This is a genomic window from Pseudomonas sp. KCJK9000 (genome assembly GCF_046230725.1).
Taxonomy (GTDB): Bacteria; Pseudomonadota; Gammaproteobacteria; order Pseudomonadales; family Pseudomonadaceae; genus Aquipseudomonas; species Aquipseudomonas promysalinigenes.
Genome location: NZ_JBJJLN010000003.1, coordinates 1 through 19,014, shown reverse-complemented (window position 1 = coordinate 19,014; position 19,014 = coordinate 1). Strand labels below are relative to the sequence as shown.

16 protein-coding genes and 1 pseudogene are annotated in these 19,014 nt (G+C 63.6%); 7 read left to right on the top strand and 10 right to left on the bottom strand.

Annotation, left to right across the window (positions count from 1 at the left end; all coding sequences use genetic code 11):
- Positions 1-127 precede the first annotated feature (127 nt).
- The 7 genes and pseudogenes from ACK59H_RS02235 to ACK59H_RS02205 all read left to right on the top strand — a co-directional run bounded on the left by ACK59H_RS02235 (position 128) and on the right by ACK59H_RS02205 (position 7,302).
- A complete protein-coding gene (locus ACK59H_RS02235) occupies positions 128-1,186 on the top strand; it encodes a phosphotransferase family protein (RefSeq protein WP_213660791.1) in 1,059 nt (352 codons plus the stop codon).
- Positions 1,183-1,539, top strand: a complete 357-nt coding sequence (lvaB, locus tag ACK59H_RS02230) for a 4-hydroxypentanoyl-CoA kinase subunit LvaB (RefSeq protein ID WP_213660792.1) — start codon at positions 1,183-1,185, stop codon at positions 1,537-1,539. Before ACK59H_RS02235 ends, lvaB begins: the two co-directional genes overlap by 4 nt.
- A 53-nt stretch (positions 1,540-1,592) precedes the next feature.
- Positions 1,593-2,765: an acyl-CoA dehydrogenase family protein gene (locus ACK59H_RS02225; RefSeq protein ID WP_213660793.1), complete on the top strand. Its 1,173-nt coding sequence runs from the start codon at positions 1,593-1,595 to the stop codon at positions 2,763-2,765.
- Entirely contained in the window at positions 2,765-3,532 is a 768-nt protein-coding gene (locus ACK59H_RS02220) for an SDR family NAD(P)-dependent oxidoreductase (protein ID WP_192440023.1), read from the top strand. The genes ACK59H_RS02225 and ACK59H_RS02220 overlap by 1 nt, the downstream gene beginning before the upstream one ends.
- A gap of 86 nt (positions 3,533-3,618) precedes the next feature.
- Entirely contained in the window at positions 3,619-5,268 is a 1,650-nt protein-coding gene (locus ACK59H_RS02215; protein WP_409264239.1) for an acyl-CoA synthetase, read from the top strand.
- Between the two features lie 56 nt (positions 5,269-5,324).
- On the top strand, positions 5,325-5,648 hold the full coding sequence (locus ACK59H_RS02210; RefSeq protein ID WP_213660794.1) for a DUF485 domain-containing protein: 324 nt from the start codon (positions 5,325-5,327) through the stop codon (positions 5,646-5,648).
- Positions 5,645-7,302, top strand: a pseudogene (locus tag ACK59H_RS02205) (cation acetate symporter). Before ACK59H_RS02210 ends, ACK59H_RS02205 begins: the two are co-directional and overlap by 4 nt.
- Positions 7,303-7,351: 49 nt before the next feature.
- Here ACK59H_RS02205 and ACK59H_RS02200 read toward each other — a convergent pair.
- The 10 genes from ACK59H_RS02200 to ACK59H_RS02155 all read right to left on the bottom strand — a co-directional run bounded on the left by ACK59H_RS02200 (position 7,352) and on the right by ACK59H_RS02155 (position 18,811).
- Positions 7,352-7,504: a hypothetical protein gene (locus ACK59H_RS02200; protein ID WP_213660796.1), complete on the bottom strand. Its 153-nt coding sequence runs from the start codon at positions 7,502-7,504 to the stop codon at positions 7,352-7,354.
- A 66-nt stretch (positions 7,505-7,570) separates the two neighbouring features.
- Positions 7,571-8,479 (bottom strand): NAD(P)-dependent oxidoreductase, encoded by a 909-nt coding sequence (locus ACK59H_RS02195; RefSeq protein WP_213660797.1) that lies wholly within the window; start codon positions 8,477-8,479, stop codon positions 7,571-7,573.
- A gap of 54 nt (positions 8,480-8,533) precedes the next feature.
- Positions 8,534-9,913 (bottom strand): aspartate aminotransferase family protein, encoded by a 1,380-nt coding sequence (locus ACK59H_RS02190; RefSeq protein ID WP_213660798.1) that lies wholly within the window; start codon positions 9,911-9,913, stop codon positions 8,534-8,536.
- Positions 9,914-10,009: 96 nt separating this feature from the next.
- Positions 10,010-11,263 (bottom strand): diaminobutyrate--2-oxoglutarate transaminase, encoded by a 1,254-nt coding sequence (locus tag ACK59H_RS02185; RefSeq protein ID WP_213660799.1) that lies wholly within the window; start codon positions 11,261-11,263, stop codon positions 10,010-10,012.
- A 46-nt stretch (positions 11,264-11,309) separates the two neighbouring features.
- Positions 11,310-12,734, bottom strand: coding sequence for a gamma-aminobutyraldehyde dehydrogenase (locus tag ACK59H_RS02180; protein WP_213660800.1), 1,425 nt, complete (start codon positions 12,732-12,734; stop codon positions 11,310-11,312).
- Positions 12,735-12,813: 79 nt separating this feature from the next.
- Positions 12,814-14,145 (bottom strand): APC family permease, encoded by a 1,332-nt coding sequence (locus ACK59H_RS02175; protein WP_213660801.1) that lies wholly within the window; start codon positions 14,143-14,145, stop codon positions 12,814-12,816.
- A 12-nt stretch (positions 14,146-14,157) separates the two neighbouring features.
- Positions 14,158-15,315 carry an iron-containing alcohol dehydrogenase gene (locus tag ACK59H_RS02170; RefSeq protein WP_213660802.1) on the bottom strand — a complete coding sequence of 386 codons (1,158 nt, stop codon included), beginning with the start codon at positions 15,313-15,315 and terminating at the stop codon, positions 14,158-14,160.
- 217 nt (positions 15,316-15,532) lie between these two features.
- Positions 15,533-16,408 carry an alpha/beta fold hydrolase gene (locus tag ACK59H_RS02165; protein ID WP_213660803.1) on the bottom strand — a complete coding sequence of 292 codons (876 nt, stop codon included), beginning with the start codon at positions 16,406-16,408 and terminating at the stop codon, positions 15,533-15,535.
- On the bottom strand, positions 16,405-17,931 hold the full coding sequence (locus ACK59H_RS02160) for an NAD(P)/FAD-dependent oxidoreductase (RefSeq protein ID WP_085663859.1): 1,527 nt from the start codon (positions 17,929-17,931) through the stop codon (positions 16,405-16,407). Before ACK59H_RS02160 ends, ACK59H_RS02165 begins: the two co-directional genes overlap by 4 nt.
- Positions 17,932-18,232: 301 nt before the next feature.
- Entirely contained in the window at positions 18,233-18,811 is a 579-nt protein-coding gene (locus ACK59H_RS02155) for a TetR/AcrR family transcriptional regulator (RefSeq protein WP_213660804.1), read from the bottom strand.
- Positions 18,812-19,014 lie beyond the last annotated feature (203 nt).

Genomic DNA, 19,014 nt, shown 5'->3' with positions numbered 1-19,014 from the left:
TTCGCTCATCGGTGAGTTGTCAGAACCCAGGCTGCATGCGGCCTGTGGCTGACGCTTGACGAGTTGGCCCAGGCCTTGCTCTTGGGCTTGTGCCAACCCAGAAACCAAAGGCAGGGCCTACAGACCCATGAGCAGTTCACCAACGATTTCCCAGGCCAGCGATACGTTCGCGGCCATGACTGACGATCATCGCCTGGCCGAGTTCATCCGCGAGCAGGCCTCGGCAACGCGGGTAGTCATCCAGGCGCGCAAGCGCCTGAGCGGTGGCGCCATCCAGGAAAACTGGCTGCTGGAGCTGCTGATCGAAGGCGGCCCGTGGGCCGGTGCCCGGCGCTGGGTACTGCGCAGCGATGCGCTTTCAGCGCTACCCGCCAGCCTTGACCGTGAACAGGAGTTCGCCGTGCTGCAGGTGGTTCACCAGGCCGGCGTGAAAGTGCCACGACCGCTCTGGCTGTGCCGCGATGTGCGCGTGCATGGGCGGGCGTTCTTCCTGATGGAGTATGTGCCGGGTATCGCTGCCGGTCGCGCGCTCAGCGCCGGCGCCGGCCCTCAGGGCCGGGTGCAACTGGCGGCGCAGCTTGGCGCCAACCTGGCGCGTCTGCATCAGGTCCGCCCGCCGTGCGCCACGCTGGGCTTCCTGTCCGTTCCGGACAGCTCGCCGGCCCTGGCGACCATCGATGCCTACCGCCGCTACCTCGACACCCTCGCCGATGCCTATCCGGTGCTGGAATGGGGCCTGCGCTGGTGCGAGCTGCATGCGCCGCGCAGCAGCACCCTGTGCCTGTTGCACCGTGACTACCGCACCGGCAACTACCTGACCAGCGAAGACGGGCTGGAGGCCGTGCTCGACTGGGAGTTCACCGGCTGGGGCGACCCTTGCGAGGACCTCGGCTGGTTCACCGCCCGCTGCTGGCGCTTCACCCGCCCAGACCTCGAAGCCGGTGGCATCGGCCAGCTGGAAGACTTCCTGCGGGGTTATCACGAGGTCTCCTCGCTGTGCATCGAGCGCAGTCAGCTCCACTACTGGCAAGTCATGGCCACCCTGCGCTGGGCGGTGATTGCCTTGCAGCAAGGGCAGCGCCATCTGTCCGGTGAAGAACCGTCGCTCGAGTTGGCACTGACAGCCCGGCTGTTGCCGGAGCTCGAACTCGACATCCTGCACATGACCGGAGCCGAAGCGCCATGACCCAACCCAACGCCCACGAATTGCTCGAGATTGCCCGCGCGACGCTTCTGGAACAACTGCTGCCAGCGCTGCCTGGCGAGTTGCGTTACCCGGCCCTGATGATCGCGAACGCCATGGCCATTGCGGCCCGCGAAAACCGCTTGGGTGCTCAGGCCGAGGATCAGGAACACGCGCGTCTGGCCGCCTTGGTCGATGACGCGCCGTCGACATTGCCCGACCTGCGCCGCCAACTGGCTCGCGCCATTCGCCAGGGCAGCCATGACGCCCCGCAAACCCGGCGCACCCTGGTCGAGACATTGCGCCAGATCACCGTTGCCCGATTGGCGATCAGCAACCCCAAGGCCTTGCCCTGAAACCGAATCGACCACCCCATTCCTCCGATAGACAAGAACACACAAGGACAGCCATGAACTTCACTCTCCCGGACGAACTGCTCGCCTTGCAGGCCACGACTCGAGACTTCATTGCCGAACAGGTCATCCCATTCGAGAACGACCCCCGCCAGGACAGCCACGGCCCCAGCGACGCACTGCGCCAGGACCTGGTGGCCCGCGCCCGCGCCGCTGGCTTGCTGACGCCTCACGCCAGCCGCGAAATGGGCGGTCTGGAACTGAGCCATGTGGCCAAGGCGATCGTCTTCGAAGAAGCCGGCTACTCGCCGCTGGGCCCGGTAGCGCTGAATATCCATGCGCCGGACGAAGGCAACATCCACCTGATGGACGTGGTCGCCACCGAGGCGCAGAAAGACCGCTGGTTGCGCCCGCTGGTCCAGGGCCATGCCCGTTCCTGCTTCGCCATGACGGAGCCCGCGCCCGGCTCCGGCTCGGACCCCTCAATGCTGCGCACCACCGCCACCCGCGATGGCGACGACTACCTGATCAATGGCCGTAAGTGGCTGATTACCGGGGCCGAAGGCGCCGACTTCGGCATCATCATGGCGCGCATGGAGGATGGCACGGCGACCATGTTCCTGACCGACATGAAGCGCGACGGCATCATCCATGAACGTCAGCTGGACTCGCTGGACAGCTGTTTTACCGGCGGTCACGGGCAGCTGCGTTTCGACAACCTGCGTATCCCGGCGAGCGATGTCCTCGGCGAGATCGGCAAGGGCTTCCGTTATGCCCAGGTGCGCCTGGCGCCCGCACGCTTGACTCATTGCATGCGTTGGCTCGGTGCCGCGCGCCGCGCCCACGACATCGCCTGCGACTATGCGCGCACCCGTGACGCCTTCGGCAAGCCGCTGGGCGAGCACCAGGGCGTGGGCTTCATGCTCGCCGACAACATGATGGACCTGCACGTGGTGCGACTGGCGGTCTGGCACTGCGCCTGGGTGCTCGACCAGGGCCGGCGCGCCAATGTCGATTCGAGCATGGCCAAGGTGATCAGCGCCGAGGCGCTGTGGCGGGTGGTCGATCGTTGCGTCCAGGTATTGGGTGGCCGCGGGGTGACCGGGGACACCGTGGTGGAGCGGATCTTCCGCGACATTCGCCCGTTCCGCATCTATGACGGTCCGAGCGAAGTGCACCGCATGAGCCTGGCGAAGAAGCTGCTCGACCAGCGCCTGGAGGTCCACTGATGCAGCCGAACCTTGTCCGACTGTTCGCCCTTGACGGGCGTCGCGCCCTGGTGACCGGGGCCTCCAGCGGCCTGGGCCGTCACTTCGCTATGACCCTGGCCGCTGCAGGCGCCGAGGTGGTGGTGACCTCCAGGCGCCAGGCGCCGCTGCGGGCGTTGGTGGAGGCCATCGAGGTGGCTGGAGGGCGGGCGCGGGCCTTTGCCCTCGATGTGACCAGCCGTGAGGACATCTGCCGGGTGCTCGATGCCGCCGGCCCACTGGATGTCCTGGTCAACAATGCGGGGGTGAGCGACAGCCAGCCTTTGCTGGCCTGCGATGATCAAACCTGGGACCACGTGCTCGACACCAACCTCAAGGGCGCCTGGGCCGTGGCCCAGGAAAGCGCCCGGCGCATGGTGGTGGCGGGGAAGGGGGGCAGCTTGATTAATGTCACCTCGATCCTCGCCTGCCGTGTGGCCGGTGCCGTCGGCCCTTACCTGGCGGCCAAGGCCGGCTTGGCCCACCTGACCCGCGCCATGGCGCTGGAGTTGGCGCGCCATGGCATCCGGGTGAATGCCCTAGCGCCCGGCTACGTGATGACTGATTTGAACGAGGCCTTCCTGGCCAGCGAGGCCGGTGACAAGTTGCGTTCGCGTATCCCCAGCCGACGCTTCAGCGTGCCGTCGGACCTGGACGGCGCCTTGCTGCTGCTCGCCAGCGATGCTGGGCGGGCAATGAGCGGCGCTGAGATCGTGGTCGATGGCGGCCATCTGTGCAGCAGCCTGTAACGCGCCCTGGCGCAATAACAACAAGAACAGGAGATAGGTGTGTGCGTGCAAAATCTGAGCAATGTGTCGATGAGGTGCCTGCCATGATGGTTCCAACCCTCGAACATGAGCTTGCTCCCAACGAAGCCAACCATGTCCCGCTGTCCCCGCTGTCGTTCCTCAAGCGTGCCGCCCAGGTGTACCCGCAGCGCGATGCGGTGGTTTATGGCGCAAGGCGCTACAGCTACCGTCAATTGCATGAGCGCAGCCGCGCCCTGGCCAGTGCCTTGGAGCGGGTCGGTGTTCAGCCGGGCGAGCGGGTGGCGATATTGGCGCCGAATATCCCGGAAATGCTCGAGGCCCACTATGGCGTGCCCGGTGCCGGGGCGGTGCTGGTGTGCATCAACATCCGCCTGGAGGTGCGCAGCATTGCCTTCATTCTGCGTCACTGCGCGGCCAAGGTATTGATCTGCGATCGCGAGTTCGGTGCCGTGGCCAGTCAGGCGCTGGCCATGCTCGATGCGCCGCCTTTGCTGGTGGGCATCGACGATGATCAGGCCGAGCGCGCCGACCTGGCCCTCGACCTGGACTACGAAGCGTTCCTGGCCCAGGGCGACCCCGCGCGACCCTTGAGTGCGCCACAGAACGAATGGCAGTCGATCGCCATCAACTACACCTCCGGCACCACGGGGAACCCCAAGGGCGTGGTGCTGCATCACCGCGGAGCCTACCTAAACGCCTGCGCTGGGGCGCTGATCTTCCAGTTGGGGCCGCGCAGCGTCTACCTGTGGACCTTGCCGATGTTCCACTGCAACGGCTGGAGCCATACCTGGGCGGTGACGTTGTCCGGTGGCACCCACGTGTGTCTGCGCAAGGTCCAGCCTGATGCGATCAACGCCGCCATCGCCGAGCATGCCGTGACTCACCTGAGCGCCGCCCCGGTGGTGATGTCGATGCTGATCCACGCCGAGCATGCCAGTGTCCCTCCGGTGCCGGTATCGGTGATCACTGGCGGTGCTGCCCCGCCCAGTGCGGTCATCGCGGCGATGGAGGCGCGTGGCTTCAACATCACCCATGCCTATGGCATGACCGAAAGCTACGGCCCCAGCACATTGTGCCTGTGGCAGCCGGGGGTCGACGAGTTGCCACTTGAGGCCCGGGCGCAGTTCATGAGCCGCCAGGGTGTCGCCCACCCGATGCTCGAGGAGGCCACGGTGCTGGATACCGATACCGGCCGCCCGGTTCCAGCCGACGGCCTTACCCTTGGCGAGCTGGTGGTGCGCGGCAACACCGTGATGAAAGGCTACCTGCACAACCCAGAGGCCACCCGGGCCGCATTGGCCAACGGCTGGCTGCACACGGGCGACCTGGCCGTGCTGCACCCGGATGGCTACGTGGAAATCAAGGACCGGGCCAAGGACATCATCATTTCCGGCGGCGAGAACATCAGCTCGCTGGAGATCGAAGAAGTGCTCTACCAGCACCCTGATGTGGTCGAGGCCGCAGTGGTGGCGCGCCCGGATTCGCGCTGGGGCGAGACCCCTCATGCGTTCGTCACCCTGCGCCCAGATGCGCTGGCCACGGTCACCGAAGCGGACCTGATCCGCTGGTGCCGTGAGCGGCTGGCGCATTTCAAGGCGCCGCGACATGTGTCGCTCACGGAGCTGCCCAAGACCGCCACCGGCAAGATCCAGAAGTTCGTCCTGCGCGAGTGGGCCCGGCAACAGGAGGCGCAGACCGCCGACGCCGAGCCATGATCGAGCGGCAACACCTGCACACCCCATAACAACAAGTACATTGATCGAGGTGTCCCATGTCCAGCCTGTTATACGCGCGTGTTCGCGCCAGTGCCCGGTTCCAGCAACTGGTGACGCGCAGAAACCGTTTTACCCTGAGCCTGTTCGTGCTGATCCTGACCACGTTCTATGGCTACATCGCGTTGGTATCGTTTTGGCCCGAGCTGATCGCCAGGCGCCTGGCCGAGGGGTCGAACATGACCTTCGGCGTCGCGGCCGGCGGTTTCCTGTTCGTGTTCTTCTGTGCGCTGTCGGCGTTCTATGTGTACCGGGCCAATGGCGAGTTCGACCGCTTGACGCAGGCGTTGGTTGCCGGGTTGGAAGAGGAGCAGGGCGCATGAAGACACTACTGCCTCTGGCTTTGTTGCTGCACTCCGGCCTGCTGTTGGCATCGCCTGCGCTCGACGCGGGTCAACGTCAGCCGCTGAACCTGCATGCCATCGGCATGTTCATGGTGTTCGTGCTCTTCACTTTGTGCATCACCTGGTGGGCAGCGCGGCGCACCCGCTCGACGGCGGACTTCTACAGCGCCGGTGGCGGCATCCTGGGCTGGCAGAACGGCCTGGCGTTGGCCGGTGACTACATGTCCGCCTCGACGTTGCTGGGGATCACCGCGCTCATCTACACCTCCGGCATGGACGGCTACATCTACCTCATCGCCTTCTTCGCGGGCTGGCCGGTGTTGCTGCTGTTGATGACCGAGCGGTTGCGCAACCTGGGCCGCTTCACTTTCGCCGACATCACCTCGTACCGCCTCGACCAAGGCAAGGTGCGCACCATGGCCGCCATCGGCTCGCTGACCGTGGTGTGCTTCTACCTGGTGGCGCAGATGGTCGGGGCCGGGCAGCTATCAGGCTGCTGTTCGGCCTGGACTACCACATCGCCCTGGTGATCGTTGGCGCGCTGATGATGCTGTATGTCACCTTTGGCGGCATGGTGGCAACTACCTGGGTGCAGATCATCAAGGCGTTCCTGCTACTGGTAGGCGGTACGCTGGTGCTGTTCCTGGCGCTGCGCGAGTTCGACTTCAGCTATGACACGCTGGTCACCCAGGCCATGGACACCCATACCCTGGGCGAGCGCCTGCTGGCGCCCGGCAGCCTGCTGGCCGACCCATTGACCGCGCTGTCGCTGAGCCTGGGGCTGGTGTTCGGCACTGCCGGGCTGCCGCATATCCTGATGCGCTTCTTCACCGTGAGCGATGCCCGTGAGGCGCGCAAGTCGGTGCTCTATGCCACCGGATTCATCGGCTACTTTTTCAATGTCATTTTCCTGCTGGGCCTGGCGTCGATCGTGATCGTCAGCCAGCAGCCTCAGTTTTTCGAAGGCGGGCTGGTGGGTGGCAAGCTGCTGGGCGGGGGCAACATGGTGGTCATGCACCTGGCCAAGGCGGTAGGCGGCAACCTGCTGCTGGGCTTTTTGTCTGCCGTGACCTTCGCCACCATCCTGGCCGTGGTGTCAGGCCTGGCGCTTGCGGGTGCTTCCGCCATCGCCCATGATCTCTATGCGCGGGTGATCATGAAGGGCGCAGCCAGCGAGTCGCAGGAGCTGCGGGTGACCAAGCTGGCCACCCTCGGGCTTGGGTTGGTGGCGATAGCTCTGGGCATCGTGTTCGAAAACATCAACGTGGCCTTCATGGTCGCGCTGGCGTTCGGCATCGCAGCGTCGGCCAACTTCCCGGTGCTGTTCCTGTCGATGTTCTGGTCGGGGTTGACCACGCGCGGCGCGTTGGCCGGTGGCTACGTGGGGTTGATCAGCGCCATGGGCTTCGTGGTGCTTTCCAAGCTCGTGTGGGTGGATGTGTTGCACTTTGCCGAGCCGCTGTTCCCCTATACCCAGCCTGCGCTGTTCTCCATGCCGCTGGCGTTTGCGGTGGCGTATGGCGTTTCCCGGCTAGACCGGACTGCGCGAGCCAAGGCAGAAAGGGCGGCGTTCGCCGACCAGTTCGTAAGGGGCCAGACCGGCCTTGGCGCCAGCGGTGCGGTCGATCATTGATTACCTGCGGCCGCTGGCGGATGCGTGCCAGCGGCCAGGTGATACCTCGTTAATATCCCCTGAAAATCTCGCCGATGTTGGTGATCGGATGCCCCATGTGCTGCGCCGCCGCTCGGTTGACGAGAGAAGGCCTGGGGGCAAGCATGGCACTCAGGAAAACGGCCAGCGTCAACACGGCCAGTAGAAAACCAAATCGGCGCATATGATCCTCCAGCGATTTTTATTGTTGTTGTCTTCAGGTTCGATCCGAAAGGCCAGTATCACGCGGTTAGTGCCCAGGCGCTTTGTCGTGGGCGAATGACTGGGTGATGACTGCAATGTCCTGGTCGCCATAGCCCATTGATGCCGCGCGCTGCGCGACTTGGCATACCGCGTCGAACACTGGCGTCCAGGCCCCCTGTGCATGCAGGGATTGGGCAATGTGCGCGAAGGCATCTACATGTACATCGAGCCTCGCCTGGTCGCCTGCGAAATCCTGCGCTTCGAGCCGGCGTGCCGCTTCCTCGAGTGCGTCGGCGACGAAAAAGCGTGACGTGTCGAGCAGGAGCCTGGCTGTCCTCGAAACCGACAGGCCAAACCGTTCGCTCGCACCCACTGCCTCGAAGAACGCAACCATCACGGCAAACGCATGGGCGTGGAGCACGCTCGCGAAGGCCAATGCTTCGCCCCAGGGAAGGAACACCGTATGGCCGGCGAGCCCTTCAAGCAGCGACCGGTGCTGCTCGAAGGCCTCAAGATCGCCGGTATGAATACTGTGGCTTTCGCGATGGCCGACGTTGCGCGGGTAGGCCACGATCATCCCTTTGACGTAATGGCCGCCCGCCCGATTGACGAGGCCCTGAAGCGCCGGTCCCTCGTCCTGGGCGTTGGTGGTGTAATCGACGATCGTACGGTTGGCCAGTGCATGCATCACACCTGGCATCCCGAGCACCTCGTGGGTCGCGTGGTTGTCCAGGAGCACGAAGATCGTGGCCGGGCTTGCAACCAGCGCGGTTTCAACGCTGTCGCACAGGTGAGCGCCAGCGGCGACGAGCGACGCAGCCTTGCCGGGTGATCGATTCCAGATCGCCACGCGTTTGCCTTGCTTGAGCAACGCGTGTGCCATGAGCGTTCCCATCGCACCGAGCCCGACCACGGACACATCAAACTCGAAACTTTCATCATTTTGTTCGCGCACGTTCAAAGCCTCTTGATTGTTGTTTTATGTGAGGCCCCACGGGAGAGCCTTTGCTCACCGCAGGTTCTGCGATCGGGCCCAGTCTGTTGCGTCAGCCAACGTGCGCTCGAAGGCGCTGAAGATCGCTTCGATGTCGCCCTGCGTGGTAATCAACGGCGGGCAGAACGCGATCGTGTCGTAGAGGGCGCGAATGATCAGCCCATGCTTGTGGGCCTGTTTGAACACGTAGCCACCCAGTGCACCTTGCTGGGCGAACGGTTGGCCGGTGGCCTTGTTCGCAACCAGTTCGATCCCGCCCATCAGCCCGACGCCTCGGACGTTGCCGACCAGCGGGTGGTCTTCGAACGCGCGCAGGTGGCGCTGGAACATGGGGGCTAGGCGCTGGACATGGCCAACCAGGTCGCGCTCTTCGATGATGCGGATGTTTTCCAGCGCAATCGCGGTGGCGACGGGGTGGCCCGTGCAGGTCAGGCCATGGGCGAATGCCCCCAGGCGCTGGCTCTGGCTCACCAGTACATCGTTGATGGCATCGGACACCACCACGGCCGCCAGCGGCTGGTAGGAAGAGGTGGGCTGCTTGGAGAGCACCATGATGTCGGGCTGGATGTCGTACAGCTGAGCCCCGAACATCGTGCCCAGCCTGCCAAAACCGGTGACGATCTCGTCGATCACCACAAGAATGTCGTAGCGCCTGCACACTGCCTGGATCGCCGCCCAGTAGCCAGTGGGAGGAGGGATCACGCCGCCCGCTGCGATCACCGGTTCGCCGACGAAGGCGGCAATGCTTTCCGGCCCTTCGGCGAGGATGTAGCGCTCCAGTTCGTTCGCCAGGCGGGCCGAAAAGGCTTCCTGCGTTTCCCCTGGCCGGGCGAACCGGTAGAAGTTCGGGCACGTCAGGTGGTGAACAGGGATGGCCGGCAGGTCGAAGTCGCGATGAATCGAGGGGATGCCGGTAAGGCTCCCGGCAGCGATGGTGGCACCGTGATAGGCCTGCTGGCGAGAGATGAATTTCTTCTTGTGCGGTTTGCCCAGCGCGTTGTTCACGTACCACAGCATCTTCACCACCGAGTCGTTGGCTTCGGAGTCTGAATTGGTGAAGAAAACATGGTTCAGGTCGCCCGGCGCCAGCTCGGCCAGCTTGGCGGCGAGCGCCGCCGCCGGGGCGTTGGTCTTGTGGCTGAAGCTGTGGTAGTAGGGCAGTTGCCTGAACTGCTCGACGGCGGCGTCGACCAGGCGCTTTTCACTGAAGCCCAAGGCAACGCTCCACAGGCCCGACATCGCCTCGATGTAGGCGTTGCCTTGCTCATCGAAGACCCGCACGCCGTCGCCGCCGGCGATCACGAGGGGGCCGATTTCCTGGTGCTGCGCCAGGTTGGTGTTGGGGTGTATGAATGAAGCCAAGTCATTCTGGATGGTTGAAGTGACGTTGCTCATTGGTGTGATTTCCTGCCACGGACGGGTTGTCGACTGCATGCGATGAGCCTGCATGCGGCGCTGTATCGATACAGGCCGCACCGCAGGCCCGTGCAGTTACTGGCTAAACGCTGCCGCGACCGATTCGCCGAAGGCTTTCAGGCCTTCTTCAAGCTGGTCGGTCGGGGTGTTCACCGGTGGCATCAGCTTGATGATTTCGCCGTTCGGGCCGCAGCGGTCGACCAGCACACCCGCCTGCAGCACACGCTGCTGGGCATCCTTGGCGAATGCGACGTTGCCGCGACCGAAGTCGATGCCGGCGATCATGCCGCGACAGCGCGCGGAGGCGACGCCAGGAATTTCCGCGAAACCGGCGACCGCGCGCTCCATGGCCGCGCAGTTGGTGGCCAGCAACTTCAGGAACCACTCATCGCGCCAATAGCCGAGCGCGATCTGGGCCGTCAAGAAGGCCAGTTGGTTGCCGCGGAAGGTGCCGATGTGATCGCCCGGTTGCCACACATCCAGCCCGGCGCGAATCAACACGATCGCCATCGGCAGGCCGAAGCCGCCGATCGATTTGGCGCAGGTGATCAGGTCTGGCACCACCCCGGAGCGCTCGAAGCCGAAGAAGTCGCCGGTGCGCCCGCAGCCGGCCTGGATTTCGTCGCAGATGAGCAACACGCCGTGATCGCTGGTCCACTTGCGCAAGCGTTGCAGCCATTCGTTGGAAGCCGGGTAGACGCCGGCCTGGATCTGCACGGACTCGACGATCACCGCAGCTGGCAGCTCCGAGCCGCTGCCCTGGTCGTTGGCCAGGCGCTCGAGGAAGCCAATGCTGTCGAATTCGCCGTAGGGGCTGTCTTCGTACGGCACGAACGCCACGTCGGTGGAAAGCCCAGGGCCACGGCGAGTGCGGTTGCCGGTGACGGCCAGGGCGCCGGCGGTCATTCCGTGGTAAGCCCCATAGAACGAGACGACCTTGGTACGCCCCGTCGCCTTGCGCGCTAGTTTCAACACCGCCTCGACGGCGTCGGCACCGGTCGGGCCGGTGAACTGCACCTTGTAGTCCCAGCCGCGTGGCTTGAACAGGTCGCGCTCGATCGCTTCGAGAAACTGGCGCTTGGTGGTGGTGTGCAGGTCGAGGGCGTGGGTCACGCCGTTGGACGACAGATACGCGATCAAGGCATCGCGCATGCGCGGGTCGTTGTGGCCGTAGTTCAGGGCTCCGGCGCCAGCGAAGAAGTCCAGGTACTCGCGGCCGTCTTCACCTCGGATCTTGCTGCCTTGGGCGGTATCGAACACCAGCGGCAAGTCACGGCAGTACATCCGCACGTTGGACTCGAGCCTTTCGAACGTCTCGATGTTGTTCATGCAAACCTCTTGAAAAAATGATCTGGGCTATCTGGGGCGTGGGCAGTCAGTGCTTGAACATCACGTGGCGAACCACGGTGTAGTCTTCCAACCCGTACATCGACAGGTCCTTGCCGTAGCCGGACAGCTTCACGCCGCCATGGGGCATCTCGCTCACCAGCATGAAGTGGGTGTTGACCCAGGTGCAGCCGTATTGCAGGCGGGCGGCCAGGCGGTGGGCGCGCCCTACATCGGCGGTCCACACCGACGAGGCCAGGCCGTAGTCCGATTCATTGGCCCATGCCAGTGCCTGGGCTTCGTCTTCGAATGGCGTAACCGTCACCACCGGGCCGAAGATTTCACGGCACACCACCTCGTCCTCCTGTGTGGCGCCGGCCAGGACCGTCGGCTCGAAGAAGAAGCCGCCACCCGCAGCGCGCTTGCCGCCGGTGACCACCTCGATGTGAGGCAGTTCCTTGGCACGGTTCACGAAGCCCTCGACACGCTCCAGGTGCTCTTGGGTGATCAGCGGGCCCATCTCGGTCGCCGGGTCATCCTGAAGCCCGCACTTGATGCTGGACACGGCTTCGCCGAGCTTGCGCACGAACGCCGGGTACACCGCCTTCTGCACATAGAGGCGGCACGCGGCGGTGCAGTCCTGGCCGGCGTTGTAGAAGCCGAATGCGCGGATGCCTTCGACGGCGGCGTCGATGTCGGCATCGTCGAAGATCAACACCGGCGCCTTGCCACCGAGTTCCATGTGCATCCGTTTGACGCTGTCGGCGGTGCCTTCGATGATGCGGCTACCGGTGCGCACCGAGCCGGTCAGCGACACCATGCGTACCTGGGCGTGACTGGTCAGTGGCTCACCCACCGAGGCGCCGCAGCCGTGGACGATGTTGACCACACCGGCGGGGAAGATGTCGGCGAGCAACTCGCCCAGTTTCAAGGTGCTCATCGGTGTGTGTTCCGACGGCTTGAGCACGACGGTGTTGCCGCCGGCCAAGGCCGGGCCCAGTTTCCAGGCCGCCATCAGCAGGGGGTAGTTCCACGGCGCGATGGAGGCGACCACGCCCACCGGGTCGCGGCGGATCATCGAGGTGTGGCCCGGGATGTACTCGCCCGCCGCCGAGCCCTGCAGGCAGCGCACGGCACCGGCAAAGAAGCGGAACACGTCGGATACGGCAGGCAGTTCATCCTGCAACACGGCGGTGAACGGCTTGCCGCAGTTGTCTGCCTCCAGGCGGGCAAACACCGGCGCCTGGGCGTCGATGCTGTCAGCGAGCTTGAGCAGCAGTGCCGCCCGGTCCTTGGGCGGTGTTTGCGACCAGGCATCGAAGGCCGCATCCGCGCTTTGCACCGCGGCATGGACCTGGGCACGGCTGGCTTCGGTGGTCTGTACCAGGACGCTGCCCAGGGACGGGTTGTACACGTCGAGGTTTTCGCCTTCGCCGGCCACCAGGGCACCGTTGATCAAGAGTTTGGTTTGCATGTCGATTCTCGCCATTGAACGGCAAGGCCAGGGCCTTGCCTTGTGGTTGTCGTCAGGGCATTCGATTGAAAGGTGGCCGCTACGCCAGCGCGTCAGGCACTGGGTTGCGGAAGAAGCTGGTCCGGCAGGCGAGGTAAACCGCGCCCAGGGCGAGCCAGCTACAACCCATGATCAGTGCGTCTTTATCCAGGCTGGCCAGCATCCAGCCGGCCGTGACCAGGCCGATGAGTGGGAAGAGCACGCCGCGTAGCAGGCCAGCCCCGTCCTTGACGCGTGCGTCGAAGGTGAGCCGCAACGCGCAGAGGTTGACGGCGGTGAAGGCCAGAAAAGCGCCGAAATTGACCAGGGACGTCGCGGTGGCGATCGTCAGGCCAAAACCTGCGGTGCCGAAAATGCCGCAGAGCAGGATGTTGAAGACCGGGGTCTTGTAGCGAGGGTGCAACGCCCCGAACAGCTTGCGTGGCAGTTGGTTGTCCCGGCCGAGGGCGTACAGCAGCCGGCCCACGCTGGCCTGGAATGACATGCCTGCGGCGAAGTGGGCGATGATGATCCCCGCCAGGACCACGGCGAAGAACAGGTCGCCGCCGATCATGCGGGCGATCTCGAAGGCAGCTCCGTCCACGAACTCGAAGGTGGGGGAGGGGTGCGCCAGGTACATGAAGTACGAGGAGCCGACGTAGACCGCCCCGCCGGTCAACGCGACCAGCAGGATGGCGCGCGGCAGTGTGCGGCCCGGGTCGCGGGTTTCCTCGCTGAGCGTGGACAGCGCGTCAAAGCCCAGGAACGAGTACGCGGCAATGGCGGCGCCGGCCATGCTGGTGGCGAAGGGCACATCCTGGTTGAAGAACGGCTTGGCCGACAACAGCCCGCCAGGGCCGTTGGCCGCGACGATGTAGTGCACGCACAGGCCGATGAACACGACGATGATGGCCAGTTGCGCGACCATCAACAGCACGTTGAAACGGTTGGCAACCTGGATACCCAGCACGTTCAGCAGCGAGGTGGAGACGATGAACCCGACGATCCACACCCACTGCGGCACTTCTGGAAACGCCATGTTGAGGTAGCTCGCGCCGAGCAGCCAGATCAGCATCGGGATGAAGAAGTAATCGAGCAGGGCGGCCCAGCCCACCATGAAGCCGAGGTTGGCGCTGAGCATCTTGCGGGTATAGGTGTAGGCCGACCCGGCCACCGGGAACACCCTGACCAGCCGGCCATAGCTCAACGCCGTGAACACCACGCCGGTCGCTGCGATCAGGTAGGCCATCGCCGTGGTGTTGCCACTGGCCTGCGAGATCACGCCATAGGTGCCGAAGACGATCAACGGGGCGAGGAAGGCCAGGCCGAACAGCAGGACCGAAAACGGGCCCAGGGTGCGCTTCAGCGAAGCGCTGGGGGTTGATTCGCTCATGACTGGCAGCCCTCACGCTACGAAGTGGTAAGCAGTGGCGACGATTTCACGGTAGGTTTCCACGGTCATCTCCTTCGCATTGCTGCCATCGGAGAAGTTCTTCTTCGACTTTTCAGCGATGGCCAGGAAGTCTTCCTCGCGCACGCCTTTCACCTCGGCGAAGCGGGGGATGCCCAGGTCCTTGCTCATCTGGAACAGGTAGCCGACGGCGGCCTCGGCGGCCTCGGCCGGCGAGAGGTTGGGGTCGATGCCCAGTGCGTAGGCGACCTGCGCGTGGCGAATGATGTCGGCATCGCGGTTATGGCCGAACACGAAGGGCAGGAAGATCGCGTTGCCCACGCCGTGTGGCGTGTCGTACATGCCACCTATGGCTTCGGAAATGCAGTGCACGCTACCTACGTCCGCATTACCGAAGGCCATGCCGGCGATCAGGCTGGCCGCCAGCATCTGCTCGCGGGCGTGCAGGTTGCCGGGTTCCAGCACGGCGGGCCTCAGGTGTTGGCTGATCAGGCGAATGGCATGCAGCGCCAGGCCGTCGCTGATGGGGTTCGACACGCGGCAGGTGTAGGCTTCGATGGCGTGGGTCAGGGCATCCATGCCGGTTGCGGCGGCAATCGACGCGGGCAGCGTGTCGAGGATATGAGAGTCAAGCAAGGCCAGAATTGGCCCGAGTCGGTAATCATGCACGCTCATCTTGTAATGACGGGCGGTGTCGGTGATTACCGAGAAGCAGGTTACTTCGCTGCCGGTGCCGGCCGTGGTCGGAATGGCAACGATAGGCGGGATGGCATGGGTGAGCGTGAACGACCCTTCGTAGTCCTCGATCCGACCCTCATGGCTGAGCAGTACGCTGATGGCCTTGGCCGCATCCATGGCACTGCCACCGCCTATGGCTAGCAAGCCATCGATACCTTTGCCGCGGTATCGCTGCGCGATCTGATTGACGTCCTCGCTGCGCGGATTGGCCTTGATGTCCGACACTTCCTCGAAGGCGATGCCTGCCTTCTTCAGGCTGGCGTAGACGCTGTCCAGCAGGCCCGCCGCCTTGACCCCAGGATCGGTCACGATGAGCACGCGGGCCAGGCCAAGTGAGTGCAGGTGTTCACCGGTGCGCTCGCGCAGACCAGGTTCCATCACAACTTTGCTGGGGAGTAAAAACTTGAAGTCCATACGTACCTCTTGCTCAATTGTTGTCATTGTTGAAAGGGCAGTAGAGGAGCACTTGCGCCAGGCCGTGGATAACAGCTCGAGCGGGTGATGTGTGGCCTGGCATTTCGCGCAAGCCAGCATTTTGTTGTTCTGGGTTTTGCTTGAACCTGTGGTCAAATGCCTCCTTCGGGGGGAAAGAGGGGCGGCCAAGCTGCACGCCCCTGAAAGGGTGATCGTGCTACAGCATGTGTCCTGCCAGCAGGGACAGCAGCGTGCCGGACAGGCAAGGCGGGAAGTCGTGCCCCATCCCGGGCAGCAGCACCAGGCTGGAACCACGGATAGCTGCAGCCGTGGCGTACCCGCCGCTGGTCGCGACCATGAGATCTTCATCGCCATGGATGACCAGGGTCCGGCAACGAATCCGTTGCAGTTCCTGGGTGCGGTCGCCGGAATTGATGATCGCGCCGATCTGCCTGGCCGTGCCGATGTTGCTGGCCTCGCCACCGCCTCGCTCCCAGGCCAACAGGGCATAGTCACGGAAGGCGGGCTCATTCCACTCCAGGGGCGAGCCGATCAGGCGCATGATGTCCAGGTAGTCGCGAACGCTTTCCTGCTCGCTGCGCGGCGGGCGGCGCAGCAGCTGCCGAATGGATTTCAACGCCGGCTGGCCGACGCGCAGCGATCCGGTGGTCGAGAAGATCGAGGTGAGCGTCCTGATACGCTCGGGGTAACGGGCAGCGAGGGTCTGGGCGATCATGCCGCCCATCGACATACCCACCACGTGCGCCGTTGCCAGGTTCAGGCCGTTCATGAGCCCGATCACGTCGTTGGCCATGTCACCCAGGTCATAGCCGGGGGTGCGCTTGCGCAAGAACTGCTGCATGGCCGTGGGAGGCACCACGTCGGTGAAGAACGACCGGCCCGAGTCTCGGTTGTCCAGCGTGATGACGCGAAACCCCCTCTCGACGAGGCCGGCGATGATCGGTTGCGGCCAGTAGGTCAATTGCAGCCCCAGGCCGACGATGAGCATCACCGCTGGCGCTGATTCGGACCCGTGGCTGCGATAGCAAAGGGGGCGCTCGCCAGGCAGTTCGCAGAAGCGATCGGGGCTCATCCGCGGCTACCCTGTTGTTGCAGCTCGACGTTCGCGCGCAGGGGCGTGCTGGGTACGGAGGAGAACGCCAGGCACTTGTCAGCCACAGCGCCGCGGCGCAGGAGTTTGGTATCGCGGAAGTAGTCCATCGACATCACCCAGGGCTCGCTTGGCCCTTGGCGCGGAATGCTGTCCAAGGCGCGTTGCACATAACCGGCACCGAAATCCAGCAGAGGACGGGTCTGGATACCGTCTGGCGCCCGGGGTTCGCAAACGTTGTAGCCGTGGTTGTCCATGAAACCCAGCAAGCGACAGAAGTGATCGCACAGCAGGCACACTTTCAGGGTCCAGGAGGAGTTGGTGTAGCCCACCGCGAACGCGAAGTTGGGTACACCGGATAGCATGGTTCCTTTGTAGGCGAGAGTGTCGCTCAGCACCACTGGCTTATCGTCCTTGTACAGACTGATCCCCCCGAACATCTGCACATTCAGCCCCGTGGCGGTAATTACGATGTCAGCTTCCAACGCCTTGCCGGATTTCAGCAACAGGCCGGATTCGGTGAACCGCTCGATATGGTCGGTGACGATGTCGGCCTTACCCGCGCTGATCGCCTTGAACAGATCGCCTTCAGGTACCGTGCACAAGCGCTGGTCCCAAGGGTTGTAGGGCGGATTGAAATGGACGTCGACCGGGTAGCCTTTCGGCAGCTCCTTGCGCGTCAGCCACAGCAGCAATTTGCGGGAAAGCTTGGGGAAGCGCTGGCAGAAGGCCCAGAAGGCCAGGGTGATCCTGGCGTTCTTGTAGCGTGTCAGAGAGTAAGCGGTTTGCTCGGGCAGGACCTTGCGCAGAAACGCCGCAATCGCATCATTGGCTGGTTGGTTGATGATGTAGGAGGGCGTACGCTGCAGCATGGTGATGCTGGCGACTTTGTCCGCCATCGCCGGAATCAGGGTCACTGCCGTCGCGCCGCTGCCGATCACTACGACACGTTTGCCCGTGTAATCCAGGTTCTCTGGCCAGTGTTGCGGATGAACGATCTGCCCCTTGAACTGTTCGGCTCCCTCGAAGCGGGGGCTGAATCCTTGGTCGTACCTGTAGTAGCCGCCCGCGCTGAACAGCCAGCGACATTCTATTGTGCGGGCCTGCCCCAGGTGACCGTCCTCCACCCGCACCGCCCACAAGCCCTTATCCGTTTGCCAGTTCGCCGAGATGACTTTCTGCTTGTACTGGATCAAGGATTCCAGCTCATGCTCGTCGATCGCTTCACGCAGGTACTCGAGAATGTCTGCGGCGTCCGCCAGGGATTTCGCCTTGGTCCAGGGCTTGAAGTCGAAGCCGAAGGTGTACAGGTCGGAGTCCGAGCGGATGCCGGGATAGCGGAACAGGTCCCAGGTGCCGCCCATTCGCTCACGGGACTCGAGAATCGTGAAGGTCTTGTGAGGCTGATGGCGTCGCAGATAGGCGGCCGCGCCGATGCCAGACACACCGGCTCCCATGATCAATATATCGAGTGGCTCAACCGGAAGAGCAGTGTGCGAGGACATAGGGCTTCCCATTATTGTGTTATAGGGCTGATCTTTTGACTTGATCATTTGACCATGATGAGACGACAGATTACCCGGGGCAAGGTGCAAAATGCACCGAGAAGCAATTTTTTTGGGACGATTTGAACCTGGTGGGATTGGGGTAGGGGGTATTGCGCGTCGGACGACTCCAGGTTTTGGCGTCGTTATGACAGGGCGTATGTGGGTTTGTGTGGGAAGAGGCGACAGTCCGTTTGTCTGTCAGACCCTATGGATACCGGATTGCCGTGTCACACCGGACCACGGCAATCTGAATGACGTCTCAGTAGCTGGCCACCAGCAGCTTAACCGCCTGGCAAGCCGTTTCTGTCTCAGCCTCCAGGCGTTCGAGGTTGCCGTGGGCGGTCCAGGAGAGAAGCAAACCATCGAAAAGGTTGATGAGCAGCCGACTGACTGTGGTGAGTGCGGCCTGATCCAGCGCATCGCCGGTCGCCTTCTGGATGGCCTGTTGGGTGGCTTCGATGGAAACGGTATAGATCTTCGCTGCCATTTCCGGGTCATTGCGCAGGTTCCAGAAGAACAGCTCGAACTGGGTTATGGCCCGCTCGGGGTGTGCGATGAACCACTTGACCAACTGGCGCAGCATTTCCCCTACCGATTCGGCAGGGAGAGCGTTTGCCGGAGCCTGCAGCGATCGCTGCGGCATGTTGATCAAGGACTCGTAGACCGCATAGAACAAGTCTTCCTTGGTGTGAAAAACGTAATGCAGCGAGGCCAGCGGCGAATCTGCCGCTGCCGCGATGCGCCGCGTCGTGGCGTTGGCTATGCCGTGTTCTGCGATCACCTTGATGGTCGCTTCAATGAAATCCTGTCTGCGTTCTTCCGCGCCTATCCGAGCCATTCAGCGTTCTCCCCTTTTGGCCTTGCGCCAGCCGCCGGGTCCGGCGTCGGCGGTGACGAATGCTATCGCAAAGTCATGGCCCAATCCATGAGATGAGTCGATGCAACCCTTTCCGTCTGCGGTCTTGCCGTCGGTATGTGGCCATTGCCCAGAGGCAGATGCTGACTGCCGTACCTCACCGAGGCCGGGGCAGTGGCGAGGGG

Coding starts and splice junctions, on each gene's coding strand:
- ACK59H_RS02235 (WP_213660791.1), top strand. CDS start 128: ATGAGCAGTTCACCAACGATTTCCCAGGCCAGCGATACGTTCGCGGCC.
- lvaB (WP_213660792.1), top strand. CDS start 1,183: ATGACCCAACCCAACGCCCACGAATTGCTCGAGATTGCCCGCGCGACG.
- ACK59H_RS02225 (WP_213660793.1), top strand. CDS start 1,593: ATGAACTTCACTCTCCCGGACGAACTGCTCGCCTTGCAGGCCACGACT.
- ACK59H_RS02220 (WP_192440023.1), top strand. CDS start 2,765: ATGCAGCCGAACCTTGTCCGACTGTTCGCCCTTGACGGGCGTCGCGCC.
- ACK59H_RS02215 (WP_409264239.1), top strand. CDS start 3,619: ATGGTTCCAACCCTCGAACATGAGCTTGCTCCCAACGAAGCCAACCAT.
- ACK59H_RS02210 (WP_213660794.1), top strand. CDS start 5,325: ATGTCCAGCCTGTTATACGCGCGTGTTCGCGCCAGTGCCCGGTTCCAG.
- ACK59H_RS02200 (WP_213660796.1), bottom strand. CDS start 7,504: ATGCGCCGATTTGGTTTTCTACTGGCCGTGTTGACGCTGGCCGTTTTC.
- ACK59H_RS02190 (WP_213660798.1), bottom strand. CDS start 9,913: ATGAGCAACGTCACTTCAACCATCCAGAATGACTTGGCTTCATTCATA.
- ACK59H_RS02185 (WP_213660799.1), bottom strand. CDS start 11,263: ATGAACAACATCGAGACGTTCGAAAGGCTCGAGTCCAACGTGCGGATG.
- ACK59H_RS02180 (WP_213660800.1), bottom strand. CDS start 12,734: ATGCAAACCAAACTCTTGATCAACGGTGCCCTGGTGGCCGGCGAAGGC.
- ACK59H_RS02175 (WP_213660801.1), bottom strand. CDS start 14,145: ATGAGCGAATCAACCCCCAGCGCTTCGCTGAAGCGCACCCTGGGCCCG.
- ACK59H_RS02170 (WP_213660802.1), bottom strand. CDS start 15,315: ATGGACTTCAAGTTTTTACTCCCCAGCAAAGTTGTGATGGAACCTGGT.
- ACK59H_RS02165 (WP_213660803.1), bottom strand. CDS start 16,408: ATGAGCCCCGATCGCTTCTGCGAACTGCCTGGCGAGCGCCCCCTTTGC.
- ACK59H_RS02160 (WP_085663859.1), bottom strand. CDS start 17,931: ATGTCCTCGCACACTGCTCTTCCGGTTGAGCCACTCGATATATTGATC.
- ACK59H_RS02155 (WP_213660804.1), bottom strand. CDS start 18,811: ATGGCTCGGATAGGCGCGGAAGAACGCAGACAGGATTTCATTGAAGCG.